The sequence below is a fragment of the Shinella curvata genome (genome assembly GCF_022899935.1).
GTDB classification, from domain to species: domain Bacteria; phylum Pseudomonadota; class Alphaproteobacteria; order Rhizobiales; family Rhizobiaceae; genus Shinella; species Shinella curvata.
This window is the reverse complement of the sequence record NZ_JALJCJ010000004.1, coordinates 432,667-459,638: the sequence shown is the minus strand read 5'-3', so window position 1 is coordinate 459,638 and position 26,972 is coordinate 432,667. Positions and strand designations below refer to the sequence as shown.

Annotated in this window: 23 protein-coding genes; 7 read left to right on the top strand and 16 right to left on the bottom strand. The window is 63.9% G+C overall.

Annotated features, from left to right (window positions below; all coding sequences use genetic code 11):
- Window positions 1–45: 45 nt before the first annotated feature.
- The 7 genes from MUU55_RS17065 to MUU55_RS17035 all read right to left on the bottom strand — a co-directional run bounded on the left by MUU55_RS17065 (window position 46) and on the right by MUU55_RS17035 (window position 7,805).
- Complete coding sequence (locus MUU55_RS17065; protein WP_244761946.1) at window positions 46–804, bottom strand: iron ABC transporter ATP-binding protein; 759 nt, start codon at window positions 802–804, stop codon at window positions 46–48.
- Window positions 801–1,742, bottom strand: a complete 942-nt coding sequence (locus MUU55_RS17060; RefSeq protein ID WP_244761945.1) for an iron chelate uptake ABC transporter family permease subunit — start codon at window positions 1,740–1,742, stop codon at window positions 801–803. The genes MUU55_RS17065 and MUU55_RS17060 overlap by 4 nt, the downstream gene beginning before the upstream one ends.
- Window positions 1,735–2,712: an ABC transporter permease gene (locus MUU55_RS17055; RefSeq protein ID WP_244761944.1), complete on the bottom strand. Its 978-nt coding sequence runs from the start codon at window positions 2,710–2,712 to the stop codon at window positions 1,735–1,737. The genes MUU55_RS17060 and MUU55_RS17055 overlap by 8 nt, the downstream gene beginning before the upstream one ends.
- On the bottom strand, window positions 2,709–3,611 hold the full coding sequence (locus tag MUU55_RS17050) for a siderophore ABC transporter substrate-binding protein (protein WP_244761943.1): 903 nt from the start codon (window positions 3,609–3,611) through the stop codon (window positions 2,709–2,711). The genes MUU55_RS17055 and MUU55_RS17050 overlap by 4 nt, the downstream gene beginning before the upstream one ends.
- A gap of 33 nt (window positions 3,612–3,644) precedes the next feature.
- The gene (locus MUU55_RS17045; RefSeq protein ID WP_244761942.1) at window positions 3,645–3,944 is read right to left on the bottom strand and encodes a DUF2218 domain-containing protein; all 300 of its coding nucleotides are present in this window, start codon (window positions 3,942–3,944) and stop codon (window positions 3,645–3,647) included.
- Window positions 3,945–4,038: 94 nt separating this feature from the next.
- Entirely contained in the window at window positions 4,039–5,652 is a 1,614-nt protein-coding gene (locus MUU55_RS17040; protein ID WP_244761941.1) for an alpha/beta hydrolase-fold protein, read from the bottom strand.
- Window positions 5,646–7,805, bottom strand: a complete 2,160-nt coding sequence (locus MUU55_RS17035) for a TonB-dependent siderophore receptor (RefSeq protein ID WP_244761940.1) — start codon at window positions 7,803–7,805, stop codon at window positions 5,646–5,648. Before MUU55_RS17035 ends, MUU55_RS17040 begins: the two co-directional genes overlap by 7 nt.
- A 228-nt stretch (window positions 7,806–8,033) precedes the next feature.
- Here MUU55_RS17035 and MUU55_RS17030 point away from each other — a divergent pair, with 228 nt between their 5' ends.
- Window positions 8,034–8,906 (top strand): helix-turn-helix transcriptional regulator, encoded by an 873-nt coding sequence (locus MUU55_RS17030; protein ID WP_425314190.1) that lies wholly within the window; start codon window positions 8,034–8,036, stop codon window positions 8,904–8,906.
- A 6-nt stretch (window positions 8,907–8,912) separates the two neighbouring features.
- Here the strand turns inward: MUU55_RS17030 and MUU55_RS17025 are convergent, their stop codons facing one another.
- Window positions 8,913–10,208: a GGDEF domain-containing protein gene (locus MUU55_RS17025; RefSeq protein ID WP_244761939.1), complete on the bottom strand. Its 1,296-nt coding sequence runs from the start codon at window positions 10,206–10,208 to the stop codon at window positions 8,913–8,915.
- A gap of 167 nt (window positions 10,209–10,375) precedes the next feature.
- On the opposite strand from MUU55_RS17025, the gene MUU55_RS17020 reads away from it, so the two are divergent.
- The 5 genes from MUU55_RS17020 to MUU55_RS17000 all read left to right on the top strand — a co-directional run bounded on the left by MUU55_RS17020 (window position 10,376) and on the right by MUU55_RS17000 (window position 15,453).
- Entirely contained in the window at window positions 10,376–11,302 is a 927-nt protein-coding gene (locus MUU55_RS17020) for a bifunctional enoyl-CoA hydratase/phosphate acetyltransferase (RefSeq protein WP_425314189.1), read from the top strand.
- Window positions 11,299–12,402 carry an acetate/propionate family kinase gene (locus MUU55_RS17015; RefSeq protein WP_244761938.1) on the top strand — a complete coding sequence of 368 codons (1,104 nt, stop codon included), beginning with the start codon at window positions 11,299–11,301 and terminating at the stop codon, window positions 12,400–12,402. The genes MUU55_RS17020 and MUU55_RS17015 overlap by 4 nt, the downstream gene beginning before the upstream one ends.
- Before the next feature lie 94 nt (window positions 12,403–12,496).
- Window positions 12,497–13,153, top strand: coding sequence for a helix-turn-helix domain-containing protein (locus tag MUU55_RS17010; protein WP_244761937.1), 657 nt, complete (start codon window positions 12,497–12,499; stop codon window positions 13,151–13,153).
- A 15-nt stretch (window positions 13,154–13,168) separates the two neighbouring features.
- Window positions 13,169–14,272, top strand: coding sequence for a M24 family metallopeptidase (locus tag MUU55_RS17005; protein ID WP_244761936.1), 1,104 nt, complete (start codon window positions 13,169–13,171; stop codon window positions 14,270–14,272).
- A gap of 158 nt (window positions 14,273–14,430) precedes the next feature.
- Complete coding sequence (locus tag MUU55_RS17000; protein WP_244761935.1) at window positions 14,431–15,453, top strand: LLM class flavin-dependent oxidoreductase; 1,023 nt, start codon at window positions 14,431–14,433, stop codon at window positions 15,451–15,453.
- A gap of 5 nt (window positions 15,454–15,458) precedes the next feature.
- Here the strand turns inward: MUU55_RS17000 and MUU55_RS16995 are convergent, their stop codons facing one another.
- Window positions 15,459–15,893, bottom strand: coding sequence for an Lrp/AsnC family transcriptional regulator (locus tag MUU55_RS16995; protein WP_244761934.1), 435 nt, complete (start codon window positions 15,891–15,893; stop codon window positions 15,459–15,461).
- A gap of 126 nt (window positions 15,894–16,019) precedes the next feature.
- On the opposite strand from MUU55_RS16995, the gene MUU55_RS16990 reads away from it, so the two are divergent.
- Window positions 16,020–19,070 carry an aminotransferase class III-fold pyridoxal phosphate-dependent enzyme gene (locus MUU55_RS16990; RefSeq protein ID WP_244761933.1) on the top strand — a complete coding sequence of 1,017 codons (3,051 nt, stop codon included), beginning with the start codon at window positions 16,020–16,022 and terminating at the stop codon, window positions 19,068–19,070.
- A 46-nt stretch (window positions 19,071–19,116) separates the two neighbouring features.
- On the opposite strand, the gene MUU55_RS16985 is transcribed toward MUU55_RS16990, so the two are convergent.
- The 7 genes from MUU55_RS16985 to MUU55_RS16955 form a co-directional block, all read right to left on the bottom strand.
- The gene (locus MUU55_RS16985) at window positions 19,117–19,881 is read right to left on the bottom strand and encodes a gamma-glutamyl-gamma-aminobutyrate hydrolase family protein (RefSeq protein ID WP_244761932.1); all 765 of its coding nucleotides are present in this window, start codon (window positions 19,879–19,881) and stop codon (window positions 19,117–19,119) included.
- An 8-nt stretch (window positions 19,882–19,889) separates the two neighbouring features.
- Window positions 19,890–20,852, bottom strand: a complete 963-nt coding sequence (locus MUU55_RS16980; protein ID WP_244761931.1) for an ATP-binding cassette domain-containing protein — start codon at window positions 20,850–20,852, stop codon at window positions 19,890–19,892.
- Entirely contained in the window at window positions 20,849–21,760 is a 912-nt protein-coding gene (locus MUU55_RS16975) for an ABC transporter ATP-binding protein (RefSeq protein WP_244761930.1), read from the bottom strand. The genes MUU55_RS16980 and MUU55_RS16975 overlap by 4 nt, the downstream gene beginning before the upstream one ends.
- Window positions 21,757–22,578 carry an ABC transporter permease gene (locus MUU55_RS16970; protein ID WP_244761929.1) on the bottom strand — a complete coding sequence of 274 codons (822 nt, stop codon included), beginning with the start codon at window positions 22,576–22,578 and terminating at the stop codon, window positions 21,757–21,759. The genes MUU55_RS16975 and MUU55_RS16970 overlap by 4 nt, the downstream gene beginning before the upstream one ends.
- 3 nt (window positions 22,579–22,581) lie before the next feature.
- Entirely contained in the window at window positions 22,582–23,517 is a 936-nt protein-coding gene (locus tag MUU55_RS16965; protein ID WP_244761928.1) for an ABC transporter permease, read from the bottom strand.
- 80 nt (window positions 23,518–23,597) lie between these two features.
- Entirely contained in the window at window positions 23,598–25,190 is a 1,593-nt protein-coding gene (locus tag MUU55_RS16960) for an ABC transporter substrate-binding protein (protein WP_244761927.1), read from the bottom strand.
- Between the two features lie 59 nt (window positions 25,191–25,249).
- Window positions 25,250–26,875, bottom strand: a complete 1,626-nt coding sequence (locus MUU55_RS16955; protein WP_244761926.1) for an amidohydrolase — start codon at window positions 26,873–26,875, stop codon at window positions 25,250–25,252.
- Window positions 26,876–26,972 lie beyond the last annotated feature (97 nt).

The following is a 26,972-nucleotide window of genomic DNA, read 5'->3' as shown; positions in this document are numbered from 1 at the left end:
ACCACCTGCCGCCGCCGAGTTGTCGTACATCCCCCCGCGAGGATGTCAGAACTGGTGCAGCGCGAAGGGCGTGCCATCAATCGTCTCCACGCGCATGCGAAAGCCGAAGACGGCATCGAGGACATCGGATGTCAGGATTTCGGCAGGCGTGCCGTCGGCGACGATCCGTCCGCCCTTCATCGCGACGATCCGGTCCGCATGGGCACTCGCCTGATTGATGTCGTGCAGCACGATGACCACGGTCTTGCCGTTGACATCGGCGACCGACCGCAGCGAACGCATCAGGGCGCGGGCATAGTACATGTCGAGATTGTTCAGGGGTTCGTCGAGCAACAGATAATCCGTGCCCTGGGCGAAAGCCATGGCGACGAGTGCGCGCTGGCGTTGGCCGCCCGAGAGCGTCTCGATGAAACGGTCGGAGAGATCGGCAAGGTCGAACTGGGCGATGGCGCCATCGACGATGGCATTGTCATCGTCCGTCAATCGGCCCCGGCCGTGCGGGAAGCGGCCGAAACCGACCAGTTCGCGCACGCGCAGGCGGCTTGCGATCGTCGTATCCTGCCGCAGGATGGCGAGGACCTTTGCGAGATCCCGGCCAGGCGTCGTATCAACCGGCAGGCCATCGACGGAAATGGAACCCGTCTGCAACGGCTGGAGCCGCGCGACGAGCGAAAGCAGCGTGGATTTGCCTGCACCGTTCGGGCCGATCAGCGCCACGACACCGCCCTTGGGGATATCGAGGCTGATATCCGTGAGGATCGGCGTCGCCCGGTGCTTGAAGGAGACGTTTTCTATCCGGATCATTTGCGGCTCCCGAGGACCAGCAGCAGGAGGAAGACCAACCCGCCGACGAATTCGATGACGACGCCGAGCGCCGTCGCGCTGCCGAGCGCATGCTGGAACAGCGTCTGTCCGCCGACCAGAACGACGACGCCGATGAGGGCAGCAGCCGGCAGCAGGACGGCGTGGCGACGGCTGTCAACGATCCGCTCGGCAAGGGCTGCCACGAGCAGGCCGAAGAAGGCGACCGGTCCGACCAGCGCGGTGGAAACGGCAACGAGGGCCGAGACGAGCAGCAGCAGGCCGGTCACCGTCCCCGCCCAGCCGACCCCGAGGCCTGTCGCTGCATCGGGGCCGAGCGAAATGACATCAAGCACATGCCGCGCCCGCCAGGCGATGATCAGGGCGGCAACGGTCACGATAGCCGCAAAGACGAGCAGATCCGTGCGTACCGCATTGAAATTGGCGAAGCTCGCCGATTGCACGACGGCGAACTCGTTGGGATCGATGAGCCGGGCGAGCAGCGACTGCAGGCTGCGGAAGAGAACGCCGAGGACCACGCCGCCAAGCAGCATCAACCCCATGTCGAGGCGGCTTCGGAGCATCGGCAACAGGAGGGCGCAGGCCAGGCCCATGAGAAGCAGCACCTCAAGCCCGAACTTCATCTGCGGATCGAGCGTCACATAGCCGACGCCGCCGAGCAGGAAGACCAGCAGCATCTGGCCGAAAAGATAGAGCGCATCGAGCCCCATGATCGAGGGCGTCAGGATGCGATTGCCCGTCACGGTCTGGAAAATCACCGTTGAGACGGCTATGGCGACGCCGACCTGCACGAGCGCTGCCAGTTTCAGCAGGCGCAGTTCCAGCACGAAGGCGATATTGCCCTTCAGGCCGATCGCGAGGAAGGCGGCGGCCACGACGAGCGCAGCAACGCCAAGGCCGAACAAACGACGTTCAGCCATGGCCGCCCCGCCGGAACAGAAGCCAGAGGAACACCACGCCGCCGACCACGCCCATGACCGTACCGACGGGAATTTCATAGGGGTAGCGGATGAGCCGGCCGGCAATGTCGCAGGCCAGCACCAGGCCTGCGCCACCAGCGGCGACCCAACCGAGTGTGCCGCGCACATTGTCGCCCATCAGCCGGGAGACGATGTTGGGCACGGCAAGGCCAACAAAGGGAATCATGCCGACGACGACGACGGCCAGCGCCGTGATGACGGAAACGATGACGAGGCCGATCTGCATCATGCGCGCATAATCGATACCCAGCCCTATGCTCGTCTCGCGGCCAAGCGCCATGATCGTCAGGCGGTCTGCGACGATCCAGGCGACGGCGACCATCAGGGCCGCGATCCACAAGAGTTCGTAACGTCCGCGCAGCACGCCGGAAAACTCGCCGTTGGTCCAGACGGAGAGGAACTGCAGAAGGTCCGCCTGCCAGGCGGCAAAGGTCGCGACCGCACCGATGACGCCACCGTAGACGATGCCGAAGAGCGGCACGAGAAAGGGCTGCTGGGGCGGCAGACGGTGGGCGGTCGCGAGGAAGATCGACGTACCAACCAGCGCTACGCTCCCCGCAAACAGGGTCTTCACCCAAAGCGCGGCGGCGGGAAAGAGCAATGTGACGAGAAGAATGCCGAGTTCCGCGCTTTGTGCCGTGCCGGCCGTCGCGGGTTCCACGAAGCGGTTGCGCGAGAGCGTCTGCATGATGAGGCCGGCAATCGCCAGACCCGCACCGCAGAGCACGGCGGCAAGCGTACGCGGAAGGCGGCTGACGGCGAGAAGCTGCATCGCCTCCGGATCGCTCAACATCCTGTTTACGGGCAGCGGACTGACACCGACAGCGAGGCTCAACACAAAAAGGACCGCGAGCCCGAGGCCCGCGATCAATCCTGTCCAGGGAGACGGCTTCGAGACGGCTGCTGTCATTTCGCGGCGGCGAAGGCCTCCGTGATCGTCGTCAGAACCCGCTCGAGTGATTGTACGCCGCCGGCCGCGATGTAAAAATCAGGCGCGGGCAGATAGACGACCTGGCCCTTTTTCCACGCGGTCGTCGCAGCGATAAGCTCGTTGTCGAGCGTGACCTTGGCCGCCTGCTCGTTCGAGCCCACGGCGGCGGCACGGTCGAGTACCAGCAGCCAGTCGGGATTGGCCTGGCGGATGAATTCGAACGAGACGGCCTCACCATGCGTCGCCGTCTCGATCTCGCTGACGGCCGCCGGCAGGTCGAGCGCGGCATGAACCCAGCCGAAACGTGAACCCGGCCCATAGGTCGATACTTTCGGGCCGTTGGACATGACGATCAGCGCCTTGCCCTTGCCGGCGATGGCAGCCTTTGCGGCAGCGAGCCTGGCGTCGAGCTCATCGGCAACGGCCTTGGCCTCAGCCTGCTTGCCGAAAAGTTCGCCATAGGCGGCAAGCCGCTGCTTGGCCTGATCGAAGAGGTCGTCGCCATCGATGGTCATGTCGATCGTGGGAGCGACTTTCGCCGTCACGTCCGCCTTTGAGGCCGAGCGGCTGCCGACAATGATCAGATCGGGATCGAGCGCGCTCAGTGCTTCCAGGTCCGGCTCGAACAGCGTGCCGACCGGCGTCGCGCCCTCCTTTGCCGGCTCCAGCTCGGGAACGTAGAGCTTGTCCGGCAGGCCGGCGAGGTGGACACCGAGCCGGCTGAGCGTGTCGATCGCCGCGACGTCATAGACGGCGACTGTCTTGGGCGTGCCGTCGATTGTAATCGGCCCGCGCGCCGTCGCGACGTCCATGGCGTTTGCCGGAAAGGCGAAGAGGACGGCGGCAGCAACGGCTGCGATGCGATGGATATGTTTCATGAAGTCACCTGTGGGCTGATGGAAGGCATGCGCTCAGGCGGCCTTGTCCGACCGCTGCCAGTCGAGCGCGTCGAACGTCTCGCGGAAGGCGAAACGCGCGAGATGCGACTCGATGATCGACTGTGCCTGCGCAAGCCCCTCGTCATCAACGGAGGTCACGGCCATACGCAGGCCCTGTGCATCCGCCTCGAGGCTCGCCGTACCGCAGGCGAACTGACATTCGCCCTGGGTTTCCGTGTAGGAAACCACGATCTTGTGCGCGAAATGCTTGCAGAGCTGGACCAGGTATTTCGGTCCGTTCGCGGTCTCAAGATAGGTGGCGGATTGGGGCATGGCCTTTCCTTTCAGCGTAGGATCGCAACCCTTCCGGGTTCCGATCAAAACATAACGTCTTTACTCATGTTTTTCCGGCAAGGGAAGTCGGCCGCTAGGGCCGGTTCCCGCCAAAGAGCACGATCAAGCCATCCGGCAGGACGCCCTGCCAGACGAGATAGTCGTGTCCGCCGGCGTAGTCGCGATAGGTAACGGGAATGCCCTTCGCCTGCAGCACGTCCCGCAGATGCCGGCTCGTATCGAGGATGCCGGCCGTCCCATGGGCGCCGGTCTCGAAGAGGCCGGCGGCAAGGAAGAAACGCAGCGGAAGCACCCCGCCTGCGGCAATCAGCCCCGCCACATACTCCCTCTGGTCTTCCGGTGTGCCGGGCGGGCTCCACCAGAACGAACCGGACATGGACAGCACATTGCCGAAGACCTCGGGGTGACGCATGGCGACCGTGGCGGAGGCCAGTCCGCCATAGCTCGACCCCGCAAGCACCGTGCGCCCCGCCGGCACGGTGATCCCGGTCTCCTTGACGACCAGCGGATGAAGTTCCGTCGCCATAAAATCGGCGAAAGCGGGATTGGCCGGCAGTTCGCGTGTCCGCGCGGCCCGGTCGGGATTGGCGACGAAGACCGCGACGACAGGCGGCACCGCGCCAGCGGCGATCATGTTGTCGAGCATGCGCGGCACCGGCACGCGTTCCAGATACTGGTCGGCATCGAAGACGAAGAGCAGGATCGTATCCCTGCGCGCCGGGTCGAAGCCGGCCGGGCGGTAGATCGTGATGTCTCGCCGATTGCCGAGCGCCTTGCTTTCTATGGAAAGCGTTTTCAGCGTCCCGGCGGGAGCGCCCTTTTCCGCGACCCATGGCTGCGGCGGCGCGCCCTCGAGTTCCAGCACGCTATCCTGATTGTAGGCATCACTCGCCGTGGCCGGCCAAGGATGGCGGTTGAGCGGGTCGGCTTTGGCGGTCGCTAGGATGGCAACGCGCCGGTCGCGCGCCGTGCCCGGCACATCGGGCACGTCGAAGGCGAGCTGATAGGAAAGCCGTGTGCCGCCGGGAACCTCGAAGCTCTTGAACCAGACGTCCGAACCGCCGAGCCGCTGCAGTTCCTCATGGTCCCCACTCGGCGCGCCGAACAGGCGAATGTTGCGCTGCGCGCCACGACCGAGGAAGGTGACGATCTTGCGGCCCTCCTCCCCGTCCTCGACGAGCGGCGTGCCCCGCGCCGCGACCATCGACCAGAAGCCGTCCGTCGCCCTGCCGGCGGCAACGGTCTCGGCAAGGCCGGCAATCGTGGGGCTGAGATAGGTCGGCGCTGCCGGCAGCTGATCTGCACGCGTCACCAGACGATCAAGCGTCAGCGTATAGGCTCCGGGCTCCCTTCCCGTCACGATGAGCCGGTTACCCGACGTTTCCGCAACAAACTGGAATTCGGCCGCTCCGCGCGCGCCCTCGACAAGCCGTCGCAAGTGGCGGCCGGACGCATCGACGAGATCGAGATCGAAACGCCCCGTGGCGACACGCAACTGACCCTTGACGTAGGCCCCGTCGGGCGCGGCCGGATCGACGATCTGCGCCATTCCGACCGTTTCGGCCTTGCTTTTCACCACTGCATCCACGGCAAGCGGCAAGACCTGCGGCGTCTCCGCCGCAGGCGCCGGTGTCATCGACAGGACCATGGCCACGAAGCCCAGCCCGATCGTCAGCCGCACTACCATTGCTTCTTCAACGTCGCGACGATGCTGCGGCCTTCGCCGTAGAAGCAGGCATAGGCATTGGCGCAGGAAGAGACATAGCGCTCGTCGCCGATGTTCTTGACGTTGACCTGGAGGGACAGGCCCTTCAGATCGGGGCTCGCAGCGCCAAAGTCGTAGGAGGCCATCGCGTCGAACAGGGTGACGGCGCCAACCTTGAACGTGTTGGTGCCGTTGCCCCAACTGGAGCCCATGTAGCGCACGCCACCGCCGACCGTCAGACCCTCAAGGGCGCCGCTATCCACCGTATAGGTCGCCCAGAGCGCTGCCTGATGCGCCGGCACGCGCGACGGGGTCTTGCCGATGATGCTGCTGTCGACAGAGGCCTTCACGACGCTATCGATATAGCTGTAGCCTGCGATCAGGGAGAGATTGTCCGTTACGTCCGCCCGAGCCGAAAGCTCGACGCCGCGGTTATGGATCTCGCCGATCTGCGAATAGACCGTCTTGCCGGCGACCGGATCCCAGGCGCCATCGACCACGTCGTTCTGCGTCAGATCGTAATAGGCGGCCGTCAATAGCACACCCGTTCCCTCCGGCGCATATTTCACGCCCACTTCGAACTGGTCTGCGGTCGTGGGTTTGAAGGCCGGCTCACCCGTCGGCGGCGAGTAGAGAGCCGGCTCGAAGGATGTCGCGTAGCTGACATAGGGCGCAATACCGTTGTCGAATGTATAGAGCGCACCTGTACGCCAGGTGAACGCGCCATCGTCGTATGACTGACTGGTGCCGGCGAGAAGGTCGTCGATCTCCGTCTCCGCACGATCATAGCGGATGCCGGCGAGCAGGTTCAGATTGCCGATCTCCACCTGGTCCTGAAGATAGACGCCAGCCTGGCGCGCAGTCGTCTCGGTCAAGTCGGTCGTGGCAAGCGCAATCGAGTCATAGTCGATGCCGCCATATTGCGGATCCGTGAGATCGAGCGTCGGCGCAGACGCCGAGCCCCATTGGTAATCACGTTTGCGATACTGGTAGTCGATGCCGGCAAGCAACGTGTGCTCCGCAGGTCCCGTGGAGAATTTCGCTTCGAGCTGGTTGTCGATGGCGAACTGGCTCCAGTCGTCGGTACCACCGCGCGCACTGCGGTTGAGGATCGTATTGTTGCCCGTCACAGGATCGGCGGAAAGCCAGCCATAGACCAGCGTATGGTGCAGCCAGTCGGTACGATGATAGCGCGCGTTCTGGCGGAAGGTCAGGTTATCGTTGATCTCGTGCTTGAACTCGTAGCCGATCCAGGCCTGCCGGCGCTCGGCGCGCTCGAAGTCAGGATCGGACACGAAGAAATCAGGCGAAATGAAACCGAAGCCAGGGATCGGATCGATGGTGCCGGCAGCATCGAGGAAGTTGCGGAAACCGGCATCCGGCTCGTTCTGATAACCGCCAAGCACCGTCAGCGACGTGCCCTCATCCGGCGACCAGGTTATGGAGGGCGCGATGGCGAAAGAACTCTGCTTTGCATAGTCTTCCTGAAGATCGCGCTTCAGGCCGGTTGCGGCGATCCGATAGCTGAAAGCATCGTCGAAGCGGTCGCTGATGTCGAAACCGCCGGAGAGATAACCATCCGTACCAACGGAGACTTCAGCCTCGCGCAGGGGCTCGTCCGTCGGCTTCTTGCTGACCATGTTGACGATACCACCCGGATTGGCCTGACCGTAGAGCACGGAGGCAGGACCGGAGATCAGCTCCACACGCTCGAGCAGATAGGGATCGATCTTGGCATAGGACAGGTCGCCGCCGAGGAAGAGCCCGTCGAGATATTTCGGCACATAGTAGAAACCGCGCACGAACATTTCGTCGCGCAGATTGGACGCTCCGCGATATTCGGTAACGACCCCCGGCGTGTAGCGCAGGGATTCGGCGACGGAGAGCGCGTTCTGGTTCTGGATCTGCTCTTTCGGAACGACGGCGATCGTCTGCGGGGTCTTGGCGATCGGCGTCTCCGTCTTGGTGCCGGTCAGGCTCTTTCTGGCGACATAGCCGCCAACGGGGCCATCGCCCCTTTCACCCGCGCCGCCCTCGATCACGACGGCCTCCAGCGCGGTGCTGCCCGCAGCTGCGTCTTGATCCTGCGCCGCGGCCGCATTCAGCGTCAGAATGCTGGCCGCAGCCAAAAGCATGATACGACGTCGCCCCATGGACGGCGAAAAAGTGCCCCACATATCCCAAACCCACATGCCACTGGGCCGGCTCCCGCGCCGGCGATTAAACTTGATTAACGTAGTCAACTATGCCAGTAGCTGAGTTGATCTGTCGACGGCAAAGACTTTCGCTGAAGCATCAAAAAACTTTGCACAGACGGCAGCGGGCCATTCCATGCGGGGAAGGCAATGCAAGGGGGCGGCATCTTGAACATCAGGATCAAACCGGAGATTCCCGAACACCTGTTCGTCGGCGCCATGGATGGGCCGGCAAGCTGCACGCCCGACGACAACCTCTACGATGTCTGGCCGAAATTCCTCATCATGGTGCTGCTGCAGGGCCAGCAGCATTTCGTGATGGACGGCGAGCATTTCCGCATCGATGCGGGCGATGTGGAGAACCCGGAGCCAGTCGTGTTCATGCTGAACGTGGCGCGCGACTGCAAACTGCAATTCGTGAACGAAACCGCGACCCCTCTGCGCAAGGTGATGATTTCGGCGCCGCTGCCCTGGGTCGATCGCCTGATCCGGTCACAGCCGACCAGCATGCCGAAGCTGCGCGCCTTCTTCTCGCGTCATCTTGCGACGTTCAGCTTCGCCCCCAACCGGCATCTTTCACAGATCGCCGAACACATCCTGAAGCCCCCGGGCACCATGGCGGGCGAACTCCTGACGCTCTACCGCAACTCCCACGCCTTCGACATCATGTGCCAGGCCTGCTCGGTTCTCGTCGAAGAGGACACAACGGCGCACCAGCCCACTGTTCTCAGCCGTCGTCTGGGTGAGAAGGTGCGCGACTACATCCTCGCCCATGTCTACGAGGACCTGACGCTCGACCGCATCGCACGCGAGGTCGGCATTAGCACCTCCTCGATCCAGCGCCATTTCAAGGAACATTTCGGCACGAACGTGTCGGATTTCATCCGTCAGGAGCGGCTGGAGACGGCGCGCGCCGCACTGGAGCGGGACGGCATCCCGATCTCGCAGGCCGCCTATCTTGCCGGCTACCGCAACCCCTCGAGTTTCACGACGGCCTTCAAGAAGGCCTATGGGGTCTCCCCGAAACACCGGCGGGCATGAAACGCCTCAGCGAACGATGACGCGATCCCGGCCGGTCTTCTTTGCATCGTAGAGGGCGTTGTCGGCGCGGGAGATGGCCGAGCCGACGCTTTCCGTGAGATCGCAGACGGCACCGCCGACGCTGACGGTCACCATGAGCGAATCCGTGTCGATGACGAAGGGGAGCGTGCGCACGACCTCCCGCAGACGCTCTGCGGCGGCGTGAACCGAACCGTAGTCCGGCCTTTTAAGCACCACGGCGAACTCCTCCCCGCCCATCCGGCCAAACCGGTCTTCCGGCTGGAGAATATCACGGCAACGCTGCGTGAACGCGACCAAGACCTGGTCGCCAACGCCATGGCCATAACGGTCGTTGATCGTCTTGAAATGATCGATGTCCAGCATCAGGAACGTGACGGATGTACCGTTCTTCCGGCATTCGGCGTGAATGCGATCCGCCTCCTCGAAGAAACGGCGGCGGTTCATCGCGCCGGTCAACGGGTCGGTGTCGGCGAGAACCTTCAGCTCCTTGGCGTAGCTGCGTTCACGCGTCACGTCGATATACATGTTGACGTTGAAGTTCCCGATCGTGCGGTGACGGAACTGGATCGTGCGGGTTTCGCCGCGCGCCGTCGCCACATCAAGATCGAAGGGCGTCATCTCGCGGTTTTCCGCGCGGGCCGCGGTGATGGAATCGTACCATTGCGTGCGGGCGAATTCGCGGTATTCCGGATCAGGATAGGCAAGCCGCCACCAGTCCTCGATGTTGGAGATCTCGTCCTGCGTGTAGCCGAACAGTTCCTTGAATGTGGAATTGGCGAACTGGATCTGATCGTCCGTGCCCGATATCTCGAAGCCGAATGGCAACCAGTTGAGCAGCGAGATGACGTTCTCCTGCCAGCCGGCCAGCGTCACGGAACCCTGCGGCGGCGCATCCAGGAAGGTGAAGAGCCGCAGGATTTCGCCCTCCACGGCAATCTTGGTAACCTGCACCATGAGCACGCGCTCCTGTCCCTGGACATGAGCGCGGATGAGGAAGGGCTCGCCGGGGACGCCAACCGGCGCGACGCTCCAGATCTGGCCGAGCATCAGGGTTGCTTCCGGGCCGACGAGCTCCTCGACCGGGCAATCTCCGAAACCTTCAAGGCCGCGGCCAAACAGGATCGCAGCATTCGCGTTGGCGTAGCGCACCGTCAAGGTCTGCTTTTCCATGAGGACGAGCGGCGCGCCGACACAGTTCATCCAGAAGTCTGCTTCCTGGCGGGACTTGCCGGACTGGGCTTCGCCCGGCAAGCGGGAAAGCTGGACTGCGGTGTCGGGCATGCTCATACGCTTGCTACTCGCTACACGGATACGGTGTGATCATTGCACCTTCACAGGAAGCTAATGGTTGGGCGTAAGGATTTGGTTTACGCGGCGTGAGCACGTCATGGCGCGGCGATATAAATCCTCTATGCTGCGCAAAAGCCGCAAATCAGGAATGCCGCCGCATGAGCCGACAGACAGACGCCATCCTCCATCTCTGCCATGCCCTGCCGCCGACGCGCACGGCAATCGTGCATCCGGTAAAACCCAACGTGGTGGAGGCGGTTGCCGAAGCCGTGCGGGAAAAGCTGATCCTGCCCGTGCTGATCGGCCCGGCGACACGGATCGCTGCCGCTGCGCAGGAGGCCACCATCGACATTACCGGTTGGGAAATCGTCGATGTGGAGCATAGCCATGCCGCGGCAGCGAAGGCCGCAGAACTTGCCGCCGGTCGCCATGTCGATGCGATCATGAAAGGCTCCCTGCACACCGACGAACTTTTGAGCGCCATCGTCAGAGCCGATGCGGGGCTGCGCACCGAGCGACGCGTCTCGCATAGTTACCTGATGAGCATTTCGACCTATCCTAAACCGTTCATCATCACCGACGCTGCCGTCAACATCCTGCCGGAACTGCCGGTCAAGGCCGATATCGTACAGAACGCGGTCGATCTCTGGCGGGTCGTCTTCGGCGACCGGATGCCAAAAGTCGCCGTGCTCGCCGCCGTGGAGACGGTCAATCCGAAGATGCAGGCGACGCTCGACGCCGCCGCACTCTGCAAGATGGCGGACCGCAGGCAAATCACCGACTGCCTCATCGACGGGCCGCTCGCCTTCGACAACGCGATCAGCGTGGAGGCAGCGCGGGAGAAAGGCATCGTCTCCGAAGTCGCCGGCACGGCCGACATCCTCCTCGTACCCGACATCGAGGCCGGCAACATGCTGGCCAAGCAGCTGACCTTCCTCGGCGGGGCGGAAGCCGCCGGCATCGTGCTCGGTGCGCGTGTCCCCGTGATCCTCACGAGCCGCGCCGACAACGAACGCACGCGCCTCCTCTCCTGCGCGCTCGCCGTGCTCCTCGCCGATGCCCGCACGAAGGGACGCATGCTGTGATCGACGTCCTCCTTGTCCTCAATACCGGCTCGTCCAGCCTGAAGTTCGAGGTTTTCGGCTATGACAGGCTCGACAGGCTCGCCAAGGGCAAAGTCACCGGCATCGGCAGCGGCGCGCGGCTCAGCGCCATCATCGAGGAGACCGGCGCCATCGTCGACCGGCCGCTGACCGACGACGACCACGACACCGCGATGGGCGCGGTGATCGACCTGATCGACCGCTACGACGATGGCTGGCACATGGTCGCGACCGTGCACCGCATCGTGCATGGTGGCGAAACCTTCGCCGATCCGGTCATCATAACCCCGGAAATCCTGTCGGAACTGGAAACGCTCGTGCCGCTCGCCCCGCTGCACCAGCCCTACAACCTCGCCGGTATCGCCGCGTCGGACCGGCTGGCCGACGCGCCCGACATCGCCTGTTTCGATACGGCCTTCCATGTCGGTCAGGCGCCGGTGTTCAAAGCCTTCGCGGTGGAGGAAGCCCTGCGTGAAAAAGGCATACGCCGCTACGGTTTTCACGGTCTGTCCTACGACTGGATCTCCCGCGTTCTCGCCCGCGACTACCCCGATGTCGCGCGGGGCCGGGTGGTCGCGGGTCATCTCGGCAACGGCGCCAGTCTGTGCGCCATGGCGGGCGGCAGGAGCATCGACACGACCATGGGCATGACGGCGCTCGACGGTCTGCCCATGGGCAGCCGCACGGGCGCGATCGACGCCGGCGCCGTCACCTATATGATGCGCAGCCTCGGCCTCTCGGTGGACGAGGTCGAACGGATGCTCTACGAGCGCTCCGGTCTCAAAGGGCTTTCCGGCCTCAGCAACGACGTCAAGACGCTGCTCGAGAGCGCCGATCCGCGTGCCGCTTTCGCACTCGACTACTTTGCCCTCAGGGTGGCGCAATATGCGGCCATGATGGCGACATCGATGGGCGGCATCGACGCCTTCGTCTTCACAGGCGGCATCGGCGAGAATGCCGCACCGGTGCGCGAGGCCATCCTGTCCCGGCTCGCCTTTCTCCAGCCCTTCCGCACACTCGTCATCGCCGCCAACGAAGAGCGCATGATGGCGATGCACGGCAAAACGCTTTTGGAAGCCTGACGCGATCCCGACTTTTTAGTCAGACTAAAAAACGATTTGACAATGCCTTTGTCTTTCGCATTATTGAAGTAATACTAAAAATTCGGTGGTCTCGATGGCGAGCACTGCAAAGCAACCGGCAGTCGACACGCAGGCCGTGGGGGCGCGTCTGCGCGCCTGCCGGCGGGCCCTGAAGATGACCTTGCAGGAAGTGGCGGATGCCGCCGGTTTCTCGGTCGGCTTCATCTCTCAGATCGAGCGCGGCATCACCGTTCCCTCGCTGACGTCCCTCATCGCGGTCTGCCGTGCGCTCAACACCGATGTCGGCTCGTTTTTCCAGCCGCCGCGCGTGGAAACGCCGATCACCCGGCATAACGGACGCGCCGTCTATGGCCTCGGCGGCACACCGGATAGCGCCATCACCTATGAACGCCTTTCGGCCTCCTTCCCCGGCAGCGTCTTGTGCTCCACGCTCATCCATGCGCCGCCGGGCTTTCACAGCGAGCCGATGTCGCATGAAGGCGAGGAGATCTATTTCATCGTCGAGGGTGCTCTGACCATCGAGATCGACGGCGAGCAAACCGTTCTGGAAGCGGGCGATTCCGCCCATTTCCTCTCGACGCTGACGCACACGACCTGGAACCACACGAGCACGCCGACGACGATCTTCCATACCTGCACCATGGACGTCTTCGGTGCCGCCGAAGCGGCGGGCCGGACACCGGCGAGTTTCGTCGTCAAACGCAAATCCCCCTTTTCCGACACTCCGTAATCACAAGGACAGATCATGACCGAACAGACCGCCACGCGCCTGAAGGCGCTGCGCCAGCGCATGGCCGAAACCGGCACCGGCCTCGTCGCCATCGCGCCCGGCTCCCATATGGACTGGGTTCTGGGCTTCCATCCGCATCCCGACGAGCGGCCCTGCCTGCTGTTGATCGGCCCGGAAAAGGAAGCCTTCCTGATGCCGGTGCTGAATGCCGAGGGCACACGCGAATTCACCGACATCGCCTTCCACAATTGGGCGGATGAGGTCGGCCCGGTTGACGCCCTTACCGCCGCCCTTGCCGATATCGGCGCGGAAGCACCTGGACTCGTCGCGCTCGACGAAACCATGCGCGCCGACTTTGCGCTGCTGCTGCTCGATGCGCTGCCGGCCGAGACGCGCCGCGATTTCACGCCCTCGACACTCGGTGGTCTGCGCATGCGCAAGGACGCTGCGGAATACGCCAAGCTGAAGATGAATGCCGGCATCGCCGACCGTGCCATGCAGGCCGCCTTTGCCACCATCCGTCCCGGCATGACGGAGAAAGAGGTCGCCGCCGCCATCCGCGCGCATTTCTCCTCCGAGGGTGCCTCGCCGCAGTTCTGGATCGTAGGAGCGGGCGGCAACGGCGCCTTCCCGCATCATTCGGCCAGCGAAAAGGTCGTGCAGGAAGGTGATGCCGTCGTCATCGATATCGGCGGCCGCAAGGAGGGGTTCCCCTCCGACATGACCCGCATGGCCGTCATCGGCATCGCACCGGAAGGCTATGGCGAAATTCATACCATCGTCGAAAAGGCCGTCCAAGCGGCGCTGAAGGCCGCGAAACCCGGCGTTCTTGCCCGCGAGGTCGACGCGGCCGCCCGCGGGGTCATCACGGATGCCGGCTACGGCGAATACTTCGTGCACCGCACCGGCCACGGCATGGGCATCGACGGCCACGAGCCGCCCTATATCACCGCCACCTCGGAGACCGTGCTGGAAGAGGGCATGGTCTTCTCCATCGAGCCCGGCATCTATCTGCCCGGCCGCTTCGGCATCCGCCTGGAGGATATCGTGATCCTGCGCGCCGACGGCCCGGAAATCCTCTCCGAACTGCCCCGCACGGTGCATGTCGTATCGGTCTGATTGTCAATGGATCGGGGCGGCGTGCGAGCGCCGCCCCGTCTACAAGGGCCGTTTTGTGAACAATGCGTTCTCATGCGGCACCTTTCCAAGCCCAACGCGATGCACCATGTTCCGCCCGACACATCTTGCAACGGACGCTCGGCGTCGAGGCGAACATCATGAAGAAAATCGGCTTTCTCTCCTTCGGCCACTGGACACCCTCTTCCCAATCCCAGACCCGCTCGGCGGGCGATACGCTCCTCCAGTCAATCGACCTTGCCGTCGCGGCCGAAGAGCTGGGCGCTGACGGCGCCTATTTCCGCGTCCACCATTTCGCCCGGCAGCTCGCCTCGCCCTTCCCGCTGCTCGCCGCCGTCGGTGCACGCACGAAGAAGATCGAGATCGGCACTGCCGTCATCGACATGCGCTATGAGAACCCGCTCTATATGGCAGAGGATGCCGGTTCGGCCGACCTCATCGCCGGCGGCCGCCTGCAGCTCGGCATCAGCCGCGGCTCGCCCGAGCAGGTCATCGATGGTTGGCGCTATTTCGGCTACGAACCGCAGGAGGGCATGAGCGACGCCGATATGGGCCGCCGCCACGCGGAGGTTTTTCTCGACGTCCTGAAGGGCGAAGGCTTTGCCCAGCCGAACCCGCGGCCGATGTTCCCCAACCCGCCGGGCCTGCTGCGCCTCGAGCCGCATTCCGAGGGTCTGCGCGAGCGCATCTGGTGGGGCGCCGGCTCGAACGCGACGGCGGTCTGGGCCGCTCAGCATGGCATGAACCTGCAAAGCTCGACCCTCAAGGACGACGAAACGGGCGAGCCCTTCCATGTCCAGCAGGCCGCGCAGATCCGCGCCTATCGCGAGGCCTGGAAGGAAGCGGGCCACAGCCGCACGCCGCGCGTCTCGGTAAGCCGCAGCATCTTTGCGCTTACCGACGATCGCGACCGCGCTTATTTCGGCCGGGGCGGCAAGGAAGAGGATTCCATCGGCTTCATCGACGACAAGACCCGCGCGATCTTCGGCCGTTCCTACGCCGACGAGCCGGACAGGCTGATAGCACAACTGGCCGCCGACGAGGCGATCCAGGAGGCCGACACGCTACTGCTCACCGTGCCCAACCAGCTCGGCGTCGAATACAACGCCCATGTCATCGAGGCGATCCTGAAGCACGTCGCACCGGCGCTGGGCTGGCGTTAAACCGCCTATACCCGTTCGATGTCGCGGCGCAGCACGATGGAGGTCGTCAGATCCTCCACATTGTCGAGCGTCGCGACCTCGTCGCGCAATTCGTTGAGCGCATTGATCGAGCCGACCTCGACCTCCACCACGAGGTCGAGCTGCCCACTGACCGACGACACCCGCCGCACGGCGGGAAAACCGGCGAGCCGGTCTAGCACACCGATCGAGGGCGTGCGTTTCAACGTCACCAGCAGGAAGGCCTGAATCTGGCCGTCGTCGAGCTGGCCGATATCGGCGCGGTAGCCCCGGATAATGCCCGCCTTTTCCAGTCGCGTGACGCGCTCGGTCGTCGCGCTGCGCGACAGCCCGATGCGCCCGGCAAGCGACTTCATGGGGATGCGCGCTTCCTTCGTGAGGATGCTGAGGATCGCCCGGTCGATATTATCCGTGCCCTGCATGATGCCTCTCTCCGCTACGCCGACAAGATGACGGTTATTACAGACAGAGTGCCGGCACAACCGGCATAATGCCGGATGCGCCAAAGCGTCGTCCATGCAAATCTTCAACCCGAAAAGAGGATTGCCATGAACGATATGCTGAAGACGACCCCGGATTTTTCCCTCGACGCCGCTGCCGCCCTGCTCAAGGAGCATTATGGGCTTGCCGGCAGGCTCTCGCCGCTTGCCAGCGAGCGCGACCAGAATTTCAAGGTGGAAACCTCGGAGGGGACCTTCATCCTGAAGATCGTCAACGCCGCCGAGCCGGCCGTCGAGAGCGATTTCCAGACGGCGCTGCTCGCCCATCTCGGCGTGCATGCCGGCGATCTGCCGGTACCGCATATCCGCCCGACGTTGTCAGGTGAGAGCCTGGCCACCACCACGAGCCCCCACGGCACGGCACACCGCGTCCGCCTTGTCAGCTGGGTCGAGGGCGAACCGCTCGCCGAAACGGGGCGCAGTGAAGCCGCGCTCGAATCCCTCGGGCACATGCTCGGCCGCTTCGATGCCGCCCTGAAAGGTTTCATGCATCCCGGCGCGCTGCGTGATCTCGACTGGGACATCCGCACTGCCGGCCGCTCGGCGAGCCGCCTTTCGCATATCGCGGATGCCGAAGACCGCGCCCTCGTCGAACGTTTCCTCAAGCGCTTCGCCACCATCGCGCCGCGCCTCGCAACGTTGCGCGCCGCCGTCATCCACAATGACGCCAACGACTGGAACGTGCTGGTCGATGCCGCGAACCATGACCGGATTTCCGGCCTGATCGATTTCGGCGATGCGCTGCACACACCCGTCATCGCGGAGATGGCGATCGCCGCCGCCTATGCAGGCCTCGACCATGCCGACCCGATCGGCGCCGCCGCCGCCATCGCGCGCGGTTTCCATGCGCAATATCCGCTTATGGAAGAAGAAGTCGACCTGCTCTTCGACCTGATTGCAGCCCGCCTCGTCACCTCCGTCACTATGTCGGCCTCGCGCCGCATCCACACCGAAGACAATCCATACCTCGCGATCAGCGAACGCCCGGCCTGGACGCTGCTGCGCAAGCTCGACCGCATGAACCCGCGTTTCGCCACCGCCATCCTGCGTAAGGCCTGCGGCTTCGAGGCCGTGCCCGGCGCCCGCGTGGTGGCCGAGTGGATCGAGAAGAACCGCAAGTCGCTCGCGCCACTGCTGGAAAAGCCGGCCGCGACCTATCCCGCCGCGCTCGTGCCCTATGGCGATCCAACCCACCCGATGACCGTCAAGTCCGCCGCCGAACAGCCGGATGAAGCGCAAGCGATCTGGGACGCCTATTGCCGCGAGACCGGCGTTGAGCTCGGTATCGGTCCCTTCGCTGAAGAGCGCACGGTCTATGCGGGCGAGATGTTCGTCTCGCGCTTTATCGAGGGCGCGCGCCGCACGCACCATCTCGGCTTCGATCTCTTCATGGCCGCCGGCACCAAGGTCTTCGCGCCGCTTGCCGCCACCGTCGTCAGCGTCGAGGTCGAAAAGGACCCGCTCGGCTATGGCTGCCTGATCGCGCTGCGCCACGACCCGGAGGGCTGCCCGCCCTTCATCTCGCTCTGGGGCCATCTCGCCCATGAGGCCGTCAACCGCCTGAAGGCCGGCGACAGGCTGGAAGCCGGCGCGCTGGTCGGCGAAATGGGTGCGCCGAAGGAAAACGGCGGCTGGGCGCCGCATCTCCACCTGCAGATCTCCACCGACACGACACTGTCGGCCACCGAAATCCTCGGCGTCGGCGAGCCGCGCTATCTCGATGTCTGGGCGGAACTCTTCCCCAATGCCCGCACCTTCGCCGGTGTCGCCAGGGAATTCTTCGAGCGCCAGGGCCGCTCGCATGAGGAGATCGTCCAGAAACGGCGCGAGCTGCTGCTGCCGAACCTCTCCATCTCCTACGACAAGCCGATAAAGTTCGTGCGCGGCGAAGGCGTCTGGCTGATCGACGACAGCGGCCGGGCCTATCTCGACTGCTTCAACAATGTCTGCCACATCGGCCATGCCCATCCGGCCGTGGTGGAAGCGATGGCCAGGCAGGCCGCGACGCTCAACACCAACACGCGCTACCTGCACGACAATATCGTCGCCTATGCCGAGCGCCTGACGGCGACGCTGCCGAAGGAGCTGACGGTCGCCGGCTTCGTCAACAGCGGCTCGGAGGCCAACAGCCTGGCGCTGCGCATGATGCGCGCCCATACCGGACGCGAAAACGCCATCACGCTCGACTGGTCCTATCACGGAACGACGCAGGAACTGATCGACATCAGCCCCTACAAGTTCCGCCGCAAGGGCGGCAAGGGGCCGAAGCCGCATATCCATATCGCCGCCGTGCCGGACAGCTATCATGCACCGGCGGACTGGCCGATCGAAGAACACGGCAAGCGCTTTGCCGAAAGCGTCGCCGAACAGATCGCCGTCATGAAGGCCAAGGGCGAAGGTCCGGGCTTCTTCATCGCCGAATCCATCCCGAGCGTCGCCGGCCAGGTCTTCCTGCCGGAGGGTTATCTCAAGGAAGTCTACCGGCTCGTGCGCGAGGCGGGCGGCGTCTGCATCGCCGATGAGGTGCAGGTCGGCTTCGGCCGCGTCGGCAGCCATTGGTGGGCCTTCGAGACGCAGGGCGTCGTGCCCGACATCGTCACCATGGGCAAGCCGATCGGCGACGGCCATCCGCTCGCCGCCGTCGTCACGACCCGCGACGTGACCGACAGTTTCAACAACGGCATGGAATATTTCAACACGTTCGGCGGCAACCCGGTCTCCTGCGCCGTCGGCCTCGCCGTGCTCGACGTCATCGAGGGCCAGGACCTGCGCGGCAATGCGCTCACCGTTGGCAACTACCTGATGGACGCTTTCCGCGACATGCAGAAGCGTTACCAGGCCATCGGCGATGTGCGCGGCCTTGGCCTCTTCCTCGGCATCGAACTCGTCACGGACCACAAGACCAGGGCGCCCGCGACCGAATTCGCCCGCGCCGTCTCCAACGGCGCGCGCCGCCGCGGCGTGCTGATGGGCACCGAAGGCCCGCATGACAACGTGCTGAAGATGCGCCCGCCGATGATTTTCTCTAGGCGCGACGCCGATCATCTGATCGCCGTGCTCGAAGAAACCTTCGCCGACGTCGAAAAGACGCTCGGCTAGGGCCGGCAGACCCGGGAGAGCCTGGCTCTCCCGGTTGGCTGAAATCCTATCGGCTTGCCGCGCTCACGAACGCGTCGAATATCCGGGCGCCGGGATGGCTTTCCGCATCGAGCCGCTCGGCATGCCATTGCAGACCCATGGCGAAAGCATAGGCTGGCACCTCTATCGCCTCGATGACGCCGTCGGTTCCCCGCGCGGTCACGGTCACAGCGTCGGAAACCTCCACGATAGCCTCGCGGTGGAAGGTGTTCACACTGAAGGTCTCGGCATTGAGGATAGCCGACATCCTCGTGCCCCGGGAGACATGGACGTCATGACGCATATCTGCGTTGTCGTGCTCCAGCGCGCCCGCAAGGGAAGCGCGAATATCGGAGACCATGCGGCAACCGTGCAAACATCCGAGCATTTGCATACCGTTGCAGATGCCCAGCACCGGTTTGTCATGCGCAAGGAAGCCTTGCATCAGCGCCATTTCGACCGCAAGACGATCGGACGGCGGATACTGCGACCGGTCGCCTTCGACATACCATTCGCCCGGAAAGTTGATCCGGCCGCCGACACTCAGGAAACCGTCGAAAGCCTCGATGACATATTCGACCAGGTCTGGTGCGTAAGGAATGCCGAAAGCGAACGCGCCGGCCCGGTCGAGAGCGGAAAAGTAGCTCTTGGATATATCATAGCGGTCACCACCCGAGCTGGTATTCTCGTCCATGATCACGGCGATCTTCGGCTTGCGATCCATTGCGTTCCACCTGTTTGCGCAATCAACTTCAATAGGATCGAGCCGAGCTTCAAACGCCGCCGGGCTCATCCATCGGATCAGGCTGAAGCCAGCCGGACTCTGTGGTTTTCACCGATCTCGACCAGTTCGGAGAGCGCCGGCGCTGTAAAGACGTCCGGCGACGTGCTGCCGTCGGAAACGAAGCGGCGGCCGGTAAACTGCGGCAGGTCGGCAAACCGATCCTGCTTTCCCGTCGGATCGAGTGCTGCGGCCGGATCCGGAATGGCGGCGATCAGCCGGCGTGTATAGGGATGAGCAGGCGCTTCGAAGATGTTACGCCAGCCACCCTCCTCCACCACCTCGCCGAAATACATCACCAGCACGCGATCACTCATATGCTCGACAACGCTGAGATCGTGGCTGATCATCAGATAGGAGAGGCCAAGCTTCTCCTGAAGATCGAGCAGCAGGTTGATGATCTGCGCGCGGATCGAAACGTCGAGCGCAGAGACGGGTTCATCCAGCAGCACGATTTCCGGCTCGAGGATCAGCGCACGCGCAATGCCGATACGCTGGCGCTGGCCGCCGGAAAATTCATGCGGATAGCGCGCCGCCTGCTCCGGTGTCAGGCCGACATTCTTCAGCATAGCCTCGATGCGGCCCTCGATTTCCGAGGCTGCGGTGACGCCGTGCAGGCGCAGCGGCGCGGCCAGCGAGGTGCGTACCGACTGGCGCGGATTGAGCGAGGCATAGGGATCCTGGAACACCATCTGCACCGCCTTGGCGCGCTCCATGCGGCCCGGCGCACCGGGACCGGTCAGCGGCTGGCCGCGATAGCGGATCATGCCCTCGCTCGGTGTCTGAAGGCCGAGGATGGACAGCGCCGTCGTCGACTTGCCGCAGCCGGATTCACCGACGATCGACAGGCATTCGCCCTTGGCAAGCTCGAAACTGATGCCGTTGACGGCATGCAGCACGCGCTTGCCCGTGCCGAGCAGGCCCCCGCCGGAAATCGGGAAACGTACGTGGAGATCGTCCACCTGCAACAGAGGGGCGGTCATGGCTGACTTCCTTCCGGTCCGCGCGGCGCGATGAAGCGGGTTTCCGTCAGCTTCGAACGGTCGGCGATGATGCTGTCGATGTCGACCAGCCGCTGGCGGCCATGTTCACTGCGGCTGCCGAGGCGTGGCAGGGCACCGAGAAGGCCGCGCGTATAGTCGTGCTTCGGATCGGCAAAGAGCAAGCGTGTTTCGTTTTCCTCCACGAGGCAACCGGAATACATCACCCCGACGCGCTGGCAGACGCTGGCGATGACGCCGAGATCATGGCTGATGAAGAGCACCGCCGTGCCCCGCGCTGCACAGAGTTCCTTGATCAGCCGAAGCACTTCCGCCTGCACCGTCACGTCAAGCGCGGTGGTCGGCTCGTCAGCGATCAAGAGGTCAGGGTCGCAGGCGAGCGCCATGGCGATCATCACGCGCTGGCGCAGCCCCCCCGACATCTGGTGCGGGTAGTTTTTCGCGCGCCGGTCGGGATTGGGCACGCGCACGTTCCCGAGCGCCTCGACGGCGAGTTTTTCCGCCTCACCCCAGCTCTTGCTCTGATGCAGCACGAACATTTCGGCGATCTGCCGGCCGACGGTTGACAGCGGATTGAGCGCCGTCATCGGCTCCTGGAAGATCATGGCGATACGGTTGCCGCGCAGCCGTCGCATCTCGCGTTTCGGAAGCGCGAGCAGGTTCTGGCCCTTGAACAGGATCTCGCCGCCGGCAATCGCGAGCGGTTTTTTCAAAAGACCCATGACGGCGAGCGACGTCACGGATTTTCCCGAGCCGGATTCGCCGACGAGGCCATAGGCCTCGCCCGGCATGATCTGGAAGGAGACGCCCTTGAGCAGCGGATGGTGGGTGGAGCGATTGATCGCTACGCCGAGGCGCAGATCCCTGATGTCGAGAAGCGGCGCGGTCATGGCTTGCGCGTCCTCATATGCGGGTCGAGGCTGTCGCGCAGCCCGTCGCCGAGAAGGTTGAAACCGAGCACCGAGAGGAAGATGGCGAGACCGGGGAAGATCGCCACCCAGGGCGCCAACTGGATGAGCTGGCGCGCATCCGTCAGCATCGAGCCCCAGCTCGGGAACGGTGGCTGGATACCGAGGCCGAGGAAGGAAAGTGCCGCTTCCGACAAAACCGCCGAGCCCATGCCGAGCGTCGCCATGACGAGGATCGGCCCCATCATGTTGGGCAGGATCTGCGTGAACATGATCCGCAGGTCGCCATAGCCGAGCGTCTGCGCCGCCTGCACGTAGCCCTGCGATTTCAGCGAGAGCGTCGAGGAACGGGCGATGCGGCAGGTCCAGCTCCAATTGGTGAGGCCGAGCGCGATCAAAAGCGACGGCAATCCGGGGCCAAGCACCGCCATGACGGCGAGCGCGAAGATCAGCGAGGGAATGGCGAGCATGACATTCGTCAGGCCGTTGACGAGATCGTCCCACCAGCCGCCCCAATAACCGGCGGTCATGCCGAGCGTGATGCCGATCATCGAGTTGATGACCTGCGAAACGATGCCGACGGTCAGCGATATCTGCGCCCCATAGAGGATGCGCGTATAGACGTCGCGCCCCTGCGCATCCGTGCCAAACCAGAAGGTGGCGTCGGGCGGCAGTTCGGAACTCATCAGGTCTGCGTCGAGCACCGGGTCGAAGGGCGCGATCCAAGGCGCGAGGATGCCGGCGAGGATGACCAGCACCGTCAGCCCGGCGCCGAGCCAGAAATTGAAACCGAAGCGCATTTGTCACTCCTGCTTTATGCGCGGATCGATCGCGGCATAGATCAGATCGACGGCGGTATTGATGAGGAGGAACCACAGCACGATGACGAGGATCGTGCCCTGCACAACGGGAATGTCGCGGATCGCCACGCTGTCGACGAGCAGCGAGCCGATGCCAGGCCAGGCGAAGAGCTTTTCGATGACGACGGCCTGGCCGATCAGCGAGCCGAACTGCAGGCCGACCGTGGTGACGATCAGCACCAGCGCATTGCGCGCCACATGCCAGCGCACGACCTTCATCTCGCTCATGCCCTTGGAATGGGCGGTGCGGATGAAATCGGCATTCAGCACATCGAGCACGCCTGCCCGCGTGGTGCGCGCGAGAAGCGCCAGCGGCGTTACGCCGAGCGTCACGGCGGGTAAGATGAGATTGCGGAAAGACCCGTCGCCATAGCCGAAACTGGGTAGCCAGTTCAGTTGCAGGGCGAAGAGATACATCATCAAAAGGCCCAGCCAGAACTGCGGCATGGAGAGGCCGGAGACCGCGCCGATCATCGTCACGGTGTCGAGCACGGAGCCGGGCCTGAGCGCCGCCAGAAAGCCGAGCGGCACACCGACGACCAGCGCGAAAACCATGGCGGCAATGGCCAGTTGCAGCGAGGCGCCCATACGGTCGTTGATCAGGTCGATGACCGGCTGGCGGGTGCGGAAACTGGTGCCGAGATCGAACTGCGCGAGATCCGTGACATAGGTCACGAAGCGCTCCATCAGCGGCTTGTTGAGCCCGAATTCCTCATTGAGGCGGGCAATCATCTGCGGGTCGGCGGCGCGTTTTCCATCGGCGAACAGGCTGGCCGCGAAGGTGCCGGGCACGACCGAGAAGATGACGAAGATCAGGAGCGCCACCACGACGACCGTCGGGATGACCTGCAGGATGCGGCGCAGGGTGAAACGAAGCATTGACGGTTCCGTTTTTGCCGCCCTTGCGGGCGTGATAACAGATGCGGGAGCGGCCGAGACCGCCCCCGAACCCTCAAGGCTTACTTGCGCGCGTCGGGTGCGTTCTCATCGATCCAGATCTCGTCATAGGGCTGAACCGCCAGTTCGGTGGCGTTCGGCACGAGGCCGTGGACCCACGGCTGATGCGCCATGACCGCCTTGTTGTAGTTGAAGAACCAGACCGGTGCATCGTCCTGAACGATGTTGTTGGCCTGGCGCAACAGGTCGTTCTGCTTGGCCGGGTCGCGTTCCTGCTGGGCGGCCTCATAGAGCTTGTCGAAATCCGGGCTCGCATAGCTCGTATAGTTGCAGGCCGACTGCGCCGTCTTGGAATAGTAGCAGCGCAGTGCGTTCAGCGGATCGGGACCCGACAGGTTCGACCAGATGAAGGCCTGGAAATTGTTCGACGTCACGGCATCGCCGAGTGCCGAACTTTCGACCGGCTTCGGCTTCACGGTGATGCCGACCTTCTTCAGCATCGGCAGGATCGCCTCGACGATCGGCACGCCCCAGCTCTCGTTCGGGCTCGCCGTCACCTCGAATTCGAAGCCGTCGGCATAACCGGCTTCCGCCAGCAGCGCCTTGGCCTTTTCCGGATCGAAGGCATAGGCCGCCTTGTCCTTGTCGAAGGCCGGCGAGGAAAGCGGCAGCCAGCCGGAGGCCGGATAGGCCTTGTTCTTGACGAGGCGTTCGATGATCAGCGGCGCGTTGATCGCATGGTTGATCGCCTGGCGGACACGCTTGTCCTTGAAGGGCTCGAAGGCCGGGTTGAAGCCGATATTGCGGGTATAGACCTCGGCGACTTCGAGCAGGTGGTCCTTCAGGCCCTCTTCACCCTGATAGGCCTGGTATTGCGTGGGTCCAAGGATCGAGACGTCGATTTCCTTGTTGCGGAAGGCGACGTCGCGGGCGGCGTCTTCGGCCATCAGCACGATGTTGATGCGGTCGAGATAGGGCTTGCCCTCCTCGTAATACTTGTCGAATTTCTCGACCACCACCTGCGAGCCCGGCACATGCTCCTTGAAGACGAAGGCGCCGAGGCCGACCGGGTTCTTCGCAAACGTCGATTCGTCTTCAACATTCGACGGATAGATTACCGTCGTGTTCTGCATCAGCGGGAAGCCGGGATTGATCGGGCCGGTATAGGTGATCTCCAGCGTGTTGTCGTCGATCTTCTTGAGGCCGGAAATCTCCTCTGCCTTGCCGGCGATGAACTCTTCCGCGCCCTTGATAACGGCGATGAAGCTGGCGCCCGGGAAGGCGTTCTTCGGATTGGCGATGCGCTTGTAGCTGTAGATGATATCGTCAGCCGTCAGCGGCTTGCCGTTGTGGAACACGGCGTTCTTGCGCAGGTGATAGGTGTGCGTCAGGCCGTCCTCGGAGACATCTTCGGAATCGGCCAGCTCCAGCACCGGCTTGTTCTCGATGGAATTCCAGCTGTAGAGGCCGCGGTGAATAGCCTGCGTGATGAACTCTTCCTGCGTATTGGGGCTCGCCTGCACGTCGAGCGTGGCGAAGCTCGAGCCATAGGGCGCAGTGAAGACGAGCGTTCCGCCGGAACGTTCGCCGGCGGCCAGCGCCCCGGTTGCGACGCTTAGGCTCAGCATGGCGGCGAGTGTCAGTTTTTTCAGCATTTCGTCCTCCCTCTCGTGCCGTTTTCGGCATCGTTTCGATGATTCAGTCTGACAGGCCCCTACCGCGCATCATGCACGACGCGGCCTGCAAGCAGGGTCAGCAGGCAGCGTGTGCCTGAGAGAATGGTGTCGGTCGGAGCCTCCAGAAGGTCGTTGTCGAAGACCGCGATGTCGGCCCACTGGCCGGGCACCAATCTGCCCTTCACGTCTTCGGCTTTCTGCGACCAGGCGCCGAATTCCGTATAGGCCTGCAGCGCCTCCTCGCGCGTCAGCCTTTCCGTCTCATCCATGACAGTGCCCTTGCCGGTCTTGCGCGTGATCATGGCGTGCAGGTTCGGGAAGGGATCGGGCGAGCAGACCGGCGCATCCGAGCCGGTCGAGGGCTTCAGGCCCATGCGCATCCAGCTGCCGATCTGGTAGGACGGCTTGCCGCGCGCCGCGCCCAGCACGGAAATGTAGCTGTCGCCGAAATCGTGGATGAAAGCCATTTGCGGCGCGGGCAGGATGCCGGCCGCTTTCATGCGTGCGTCCTGTTCGGCCGTCGAGAAGCCGCAATGCTCGACGCGGTGGCGTCGATCCGGATCGGGCGTCGCGGCCAGCGCCTTTTCATAGGCGGTGATCAGCTGCTCGATCGCACCGTCGCCGATGGCATGGCACGCCATCTGGTAGCCACGATCGTGGAAGGATTTGACGAGCGCCTCGACCTCCGGGGTCGGCAGCATCTGCACGCCGATATTGTCGGGCTCGCCCTCATAGGATTTCGTCATCCAGGCGGTGCGCCCACCGGCCGAGCCATCGAGGAAGATTTTGACCGCGCCGACGCGCAACATGTCGTCGCCGGCACCGGAGATCAGCCCCGCGCGCCAGCAATCCTCGACGATGGAAATGCCGGGATCGCCGAGCAGCGTCAGCCAGACGCGCACCGGCAGGCGGCCCGCAACCTTTGCCATCTCGTAGGCCTGGATTTCAGCAAAGCCCGAGAGCTGGCCGACCGCCGCATCCATGCAGCTGGTGATGCCGAGCGAGTTGAGGTAGCGCCCACCCCGCTCGATGCCGTCGATCAGCTCTTGCGTCGTCACCTCGGGCATGGCGGCCTTGACGAGGTTGATGGCATTCTCGGCCAGCAGGCCGTTGAGGCGACCGTCGGTAAGACCGATCACGCCGCCATCCGGGACAGGTGTCGCTTCCGTCACGCCGCCAAGCTTCAGTGCCAGCGAATTGGCAATGGCGACGTGACCGCAGGCACGCGACAGAAGCACCGGATGATCGGGGACCGCACGGTCGAGATCCTCGCGCGTCGGATGCCGGCCCGTGTCGAGCTTGACCTGGTCATAACCCCGCGCCTGGATCCATCCGCCCTTCGGTGTGCTGGCAGCGCGTTCGGCGAGCGCCGCCGTCAGGGCGGCAAGTGTCGGCGCGGCAGCGGGTGTGGCATCCACCCAACCCATCGTGATACCGGTCGAGATGAGGTGCAGGTGGTTGTCGATAAGGCCAGGGCTGGCGAACCGCCCCTGAAGATCGATGACCTCGGTGCTCGGGCCCTTCAGGCTCAGCATGTCGGCGCTGCTGCCGGTGGCGAGAACCTTGCCCTGCCAGACGGCGACAGCCTCGCTGATGCCCTCCTCCCGGCCGCGCCATATGCGGCCATTGTGCAGGATCAGATCGGCTTCGATTGCAACGGACATGCATCACTCCTTTGTCGGGGCGGCCGAACCGGCGCCCCGTTCCTCCTGACGCAACGTGAAAGGTTGCGGCTGGCTTGGCCAATTCGCTTTTGGCACC

Excerpts from the sequence above, each read along its gene's own strand:
- MUU55_RS17035 (WP_244761940.1), bottom strand. The coding sequence starts at position 7,805 with ATGCTTTTGGCTGCGGCCAGCATTCTGACGCTGAATGCGGCCGCGGCG.
- MUU55_RS17005 (WP_244761936.1), top strand. The coding sequence starts at position 13,169 with ATGACCGAACAGACCGCCACGCGCCTGAAGGCGCTGCGCCAGCGCATG.
- MUU55_RS17050 (WP_244761943.1), bottom strand. The coding sequence starts at position 3,611 with ATGAAACATATCCATCGCATCGCAGCCGTTGCTGCCGCCGTCCTCTTC.
- MUU55_RS17040 (WP_244761941.1), bottom strand. The coding sequence starts at position 5,652 with ATGGTAGTGCGGCTGACGATCGGGCTGGGCTTCGTGGCCATGGTCCTG.
- MUU55_RS16965 (WP_244761928.1), bottom strand. The coding sequence starts at position 23,517 with ATGCTTCGTTTCACCCTGCGCCGCATCCTGCAGGTCATCCCGACGGTC.
- MUU55_RS17010 (WP_244761937.1), top strand. The coding sequence starts at position 12,497 with ATGGCGAGCACTGCAAAGCAACCGGCAGTCGACACGCAGGCCGTGGGG.
- MUU55_RS16960 (WP_244761927.1), bottom strand. The coding sequence starts at position 25,190 with ATGCTGAAAAAACTGACACTCGCCGCCATGCTGAGCCTAAGCGTCGCA.
- MUU55_RS17060 (WP_244761945.1), bottom strand. The coding sequence starts at position 1,742 with ATGGCTGAACGTCGTTTGTTCGGCCTTGGCGTTGCTGCGCTCGTCGTG.
- MUU55_RS16955 (WP_244761926.1), bottom strand. The coding sequence starts at position 26,875 with ATGTCCGTTGCAATCGAAGCCGATCTGATCCTGCACAATGGCCGCATA.
- MUU55_RS16990 (WP_244761933.1), top strand. The coding sequence starts at position 16,020 with ATGAACGATATGCTGAAGACGACCCCGGATTTTTCCCTCGACGCCGCT.
- MUU55_RS17055 (WP_244761944.1), bottom strand. The coding sequence starts at position 2,712 with ATGACAGCAGCCGTCTCGAAGCCGTCTCCCTGGACAGGATTGATCGCG.
- MUU55_RS17025 (WP_244761939.1), bottom strand. The coding sequence starts at position 10,208 with ATGCCCGACACCGCAGTCCAGCTTTCCCGCTTGCCGGGCGAAGCCCAG.
- MUU55_RS17065 (WP_244761946.1), bottom strand. The coding sequence starts at position 804 with ATGATCCGGATAGAAAACGTCTCCTTCAAGCACCGGGCGACGCCGATC.
- MUU55_RS17020 (WP_425314189.1), top strand. The coding sequence starts at position 10,376 with ATGAGCCGACAGACAGACGCCATCCTCCATCTCTGCCATGCCCTGCCG.
- MUU55_RS17045 (WP_244761942.1), bottom strand. The coding sequence starts at position 3,944 with ATGCCCCAATCCGCCACCTATCTTGAGACCGCGAACGGACCGAAATAC.
- MUU55_RS16985 (WP_244761932.1), bottom strand. The coding sequence starts at position 19,881 with ATGAGCCCGGCGGCGTTTGAAGCTCGGCTCGATCCTATTGAAGTTGAT.
- MUU55_RS17000 (WP_244761935.1), top strand. The coding sequence starts at position 14,431 with ATGAAGAAAATCGGCTTTCTCTCCTTCGGCCACTGGACACCCTCTTCC.
- MUU55_RS16980 (WP_244761931.1), bottom strand. The coding sequence starts at position 20,852 with ATGACCGCCCCTCTGTTGCAGGTGGACGATCTCCACGTACGTTTCCCG.
- MUU55_RS16975 (WP_244761930.1), bottom strand. The coding sequence starts at position 21,760 with ATGACCGCGCCGCTTCTCGACATCAGGGATCTGCGCCTCGGCGTAGCG.
- MUU55_RS16995 (WP_244761934.1), bottom strand. The coding sequence starts at position 15,893 with ATGCAGGGCACGGATAATATCGACCGGGCGATCCTCAGCATCCTCACG.
- MUU55_RS16970 (WP_244761929.1), bottom strand. The coding sequence starts at position 22,578 with ATGCGCTTCGGTTTCAATTTCTGGCTCGGCGCCGGGCTGACGGTGCTG.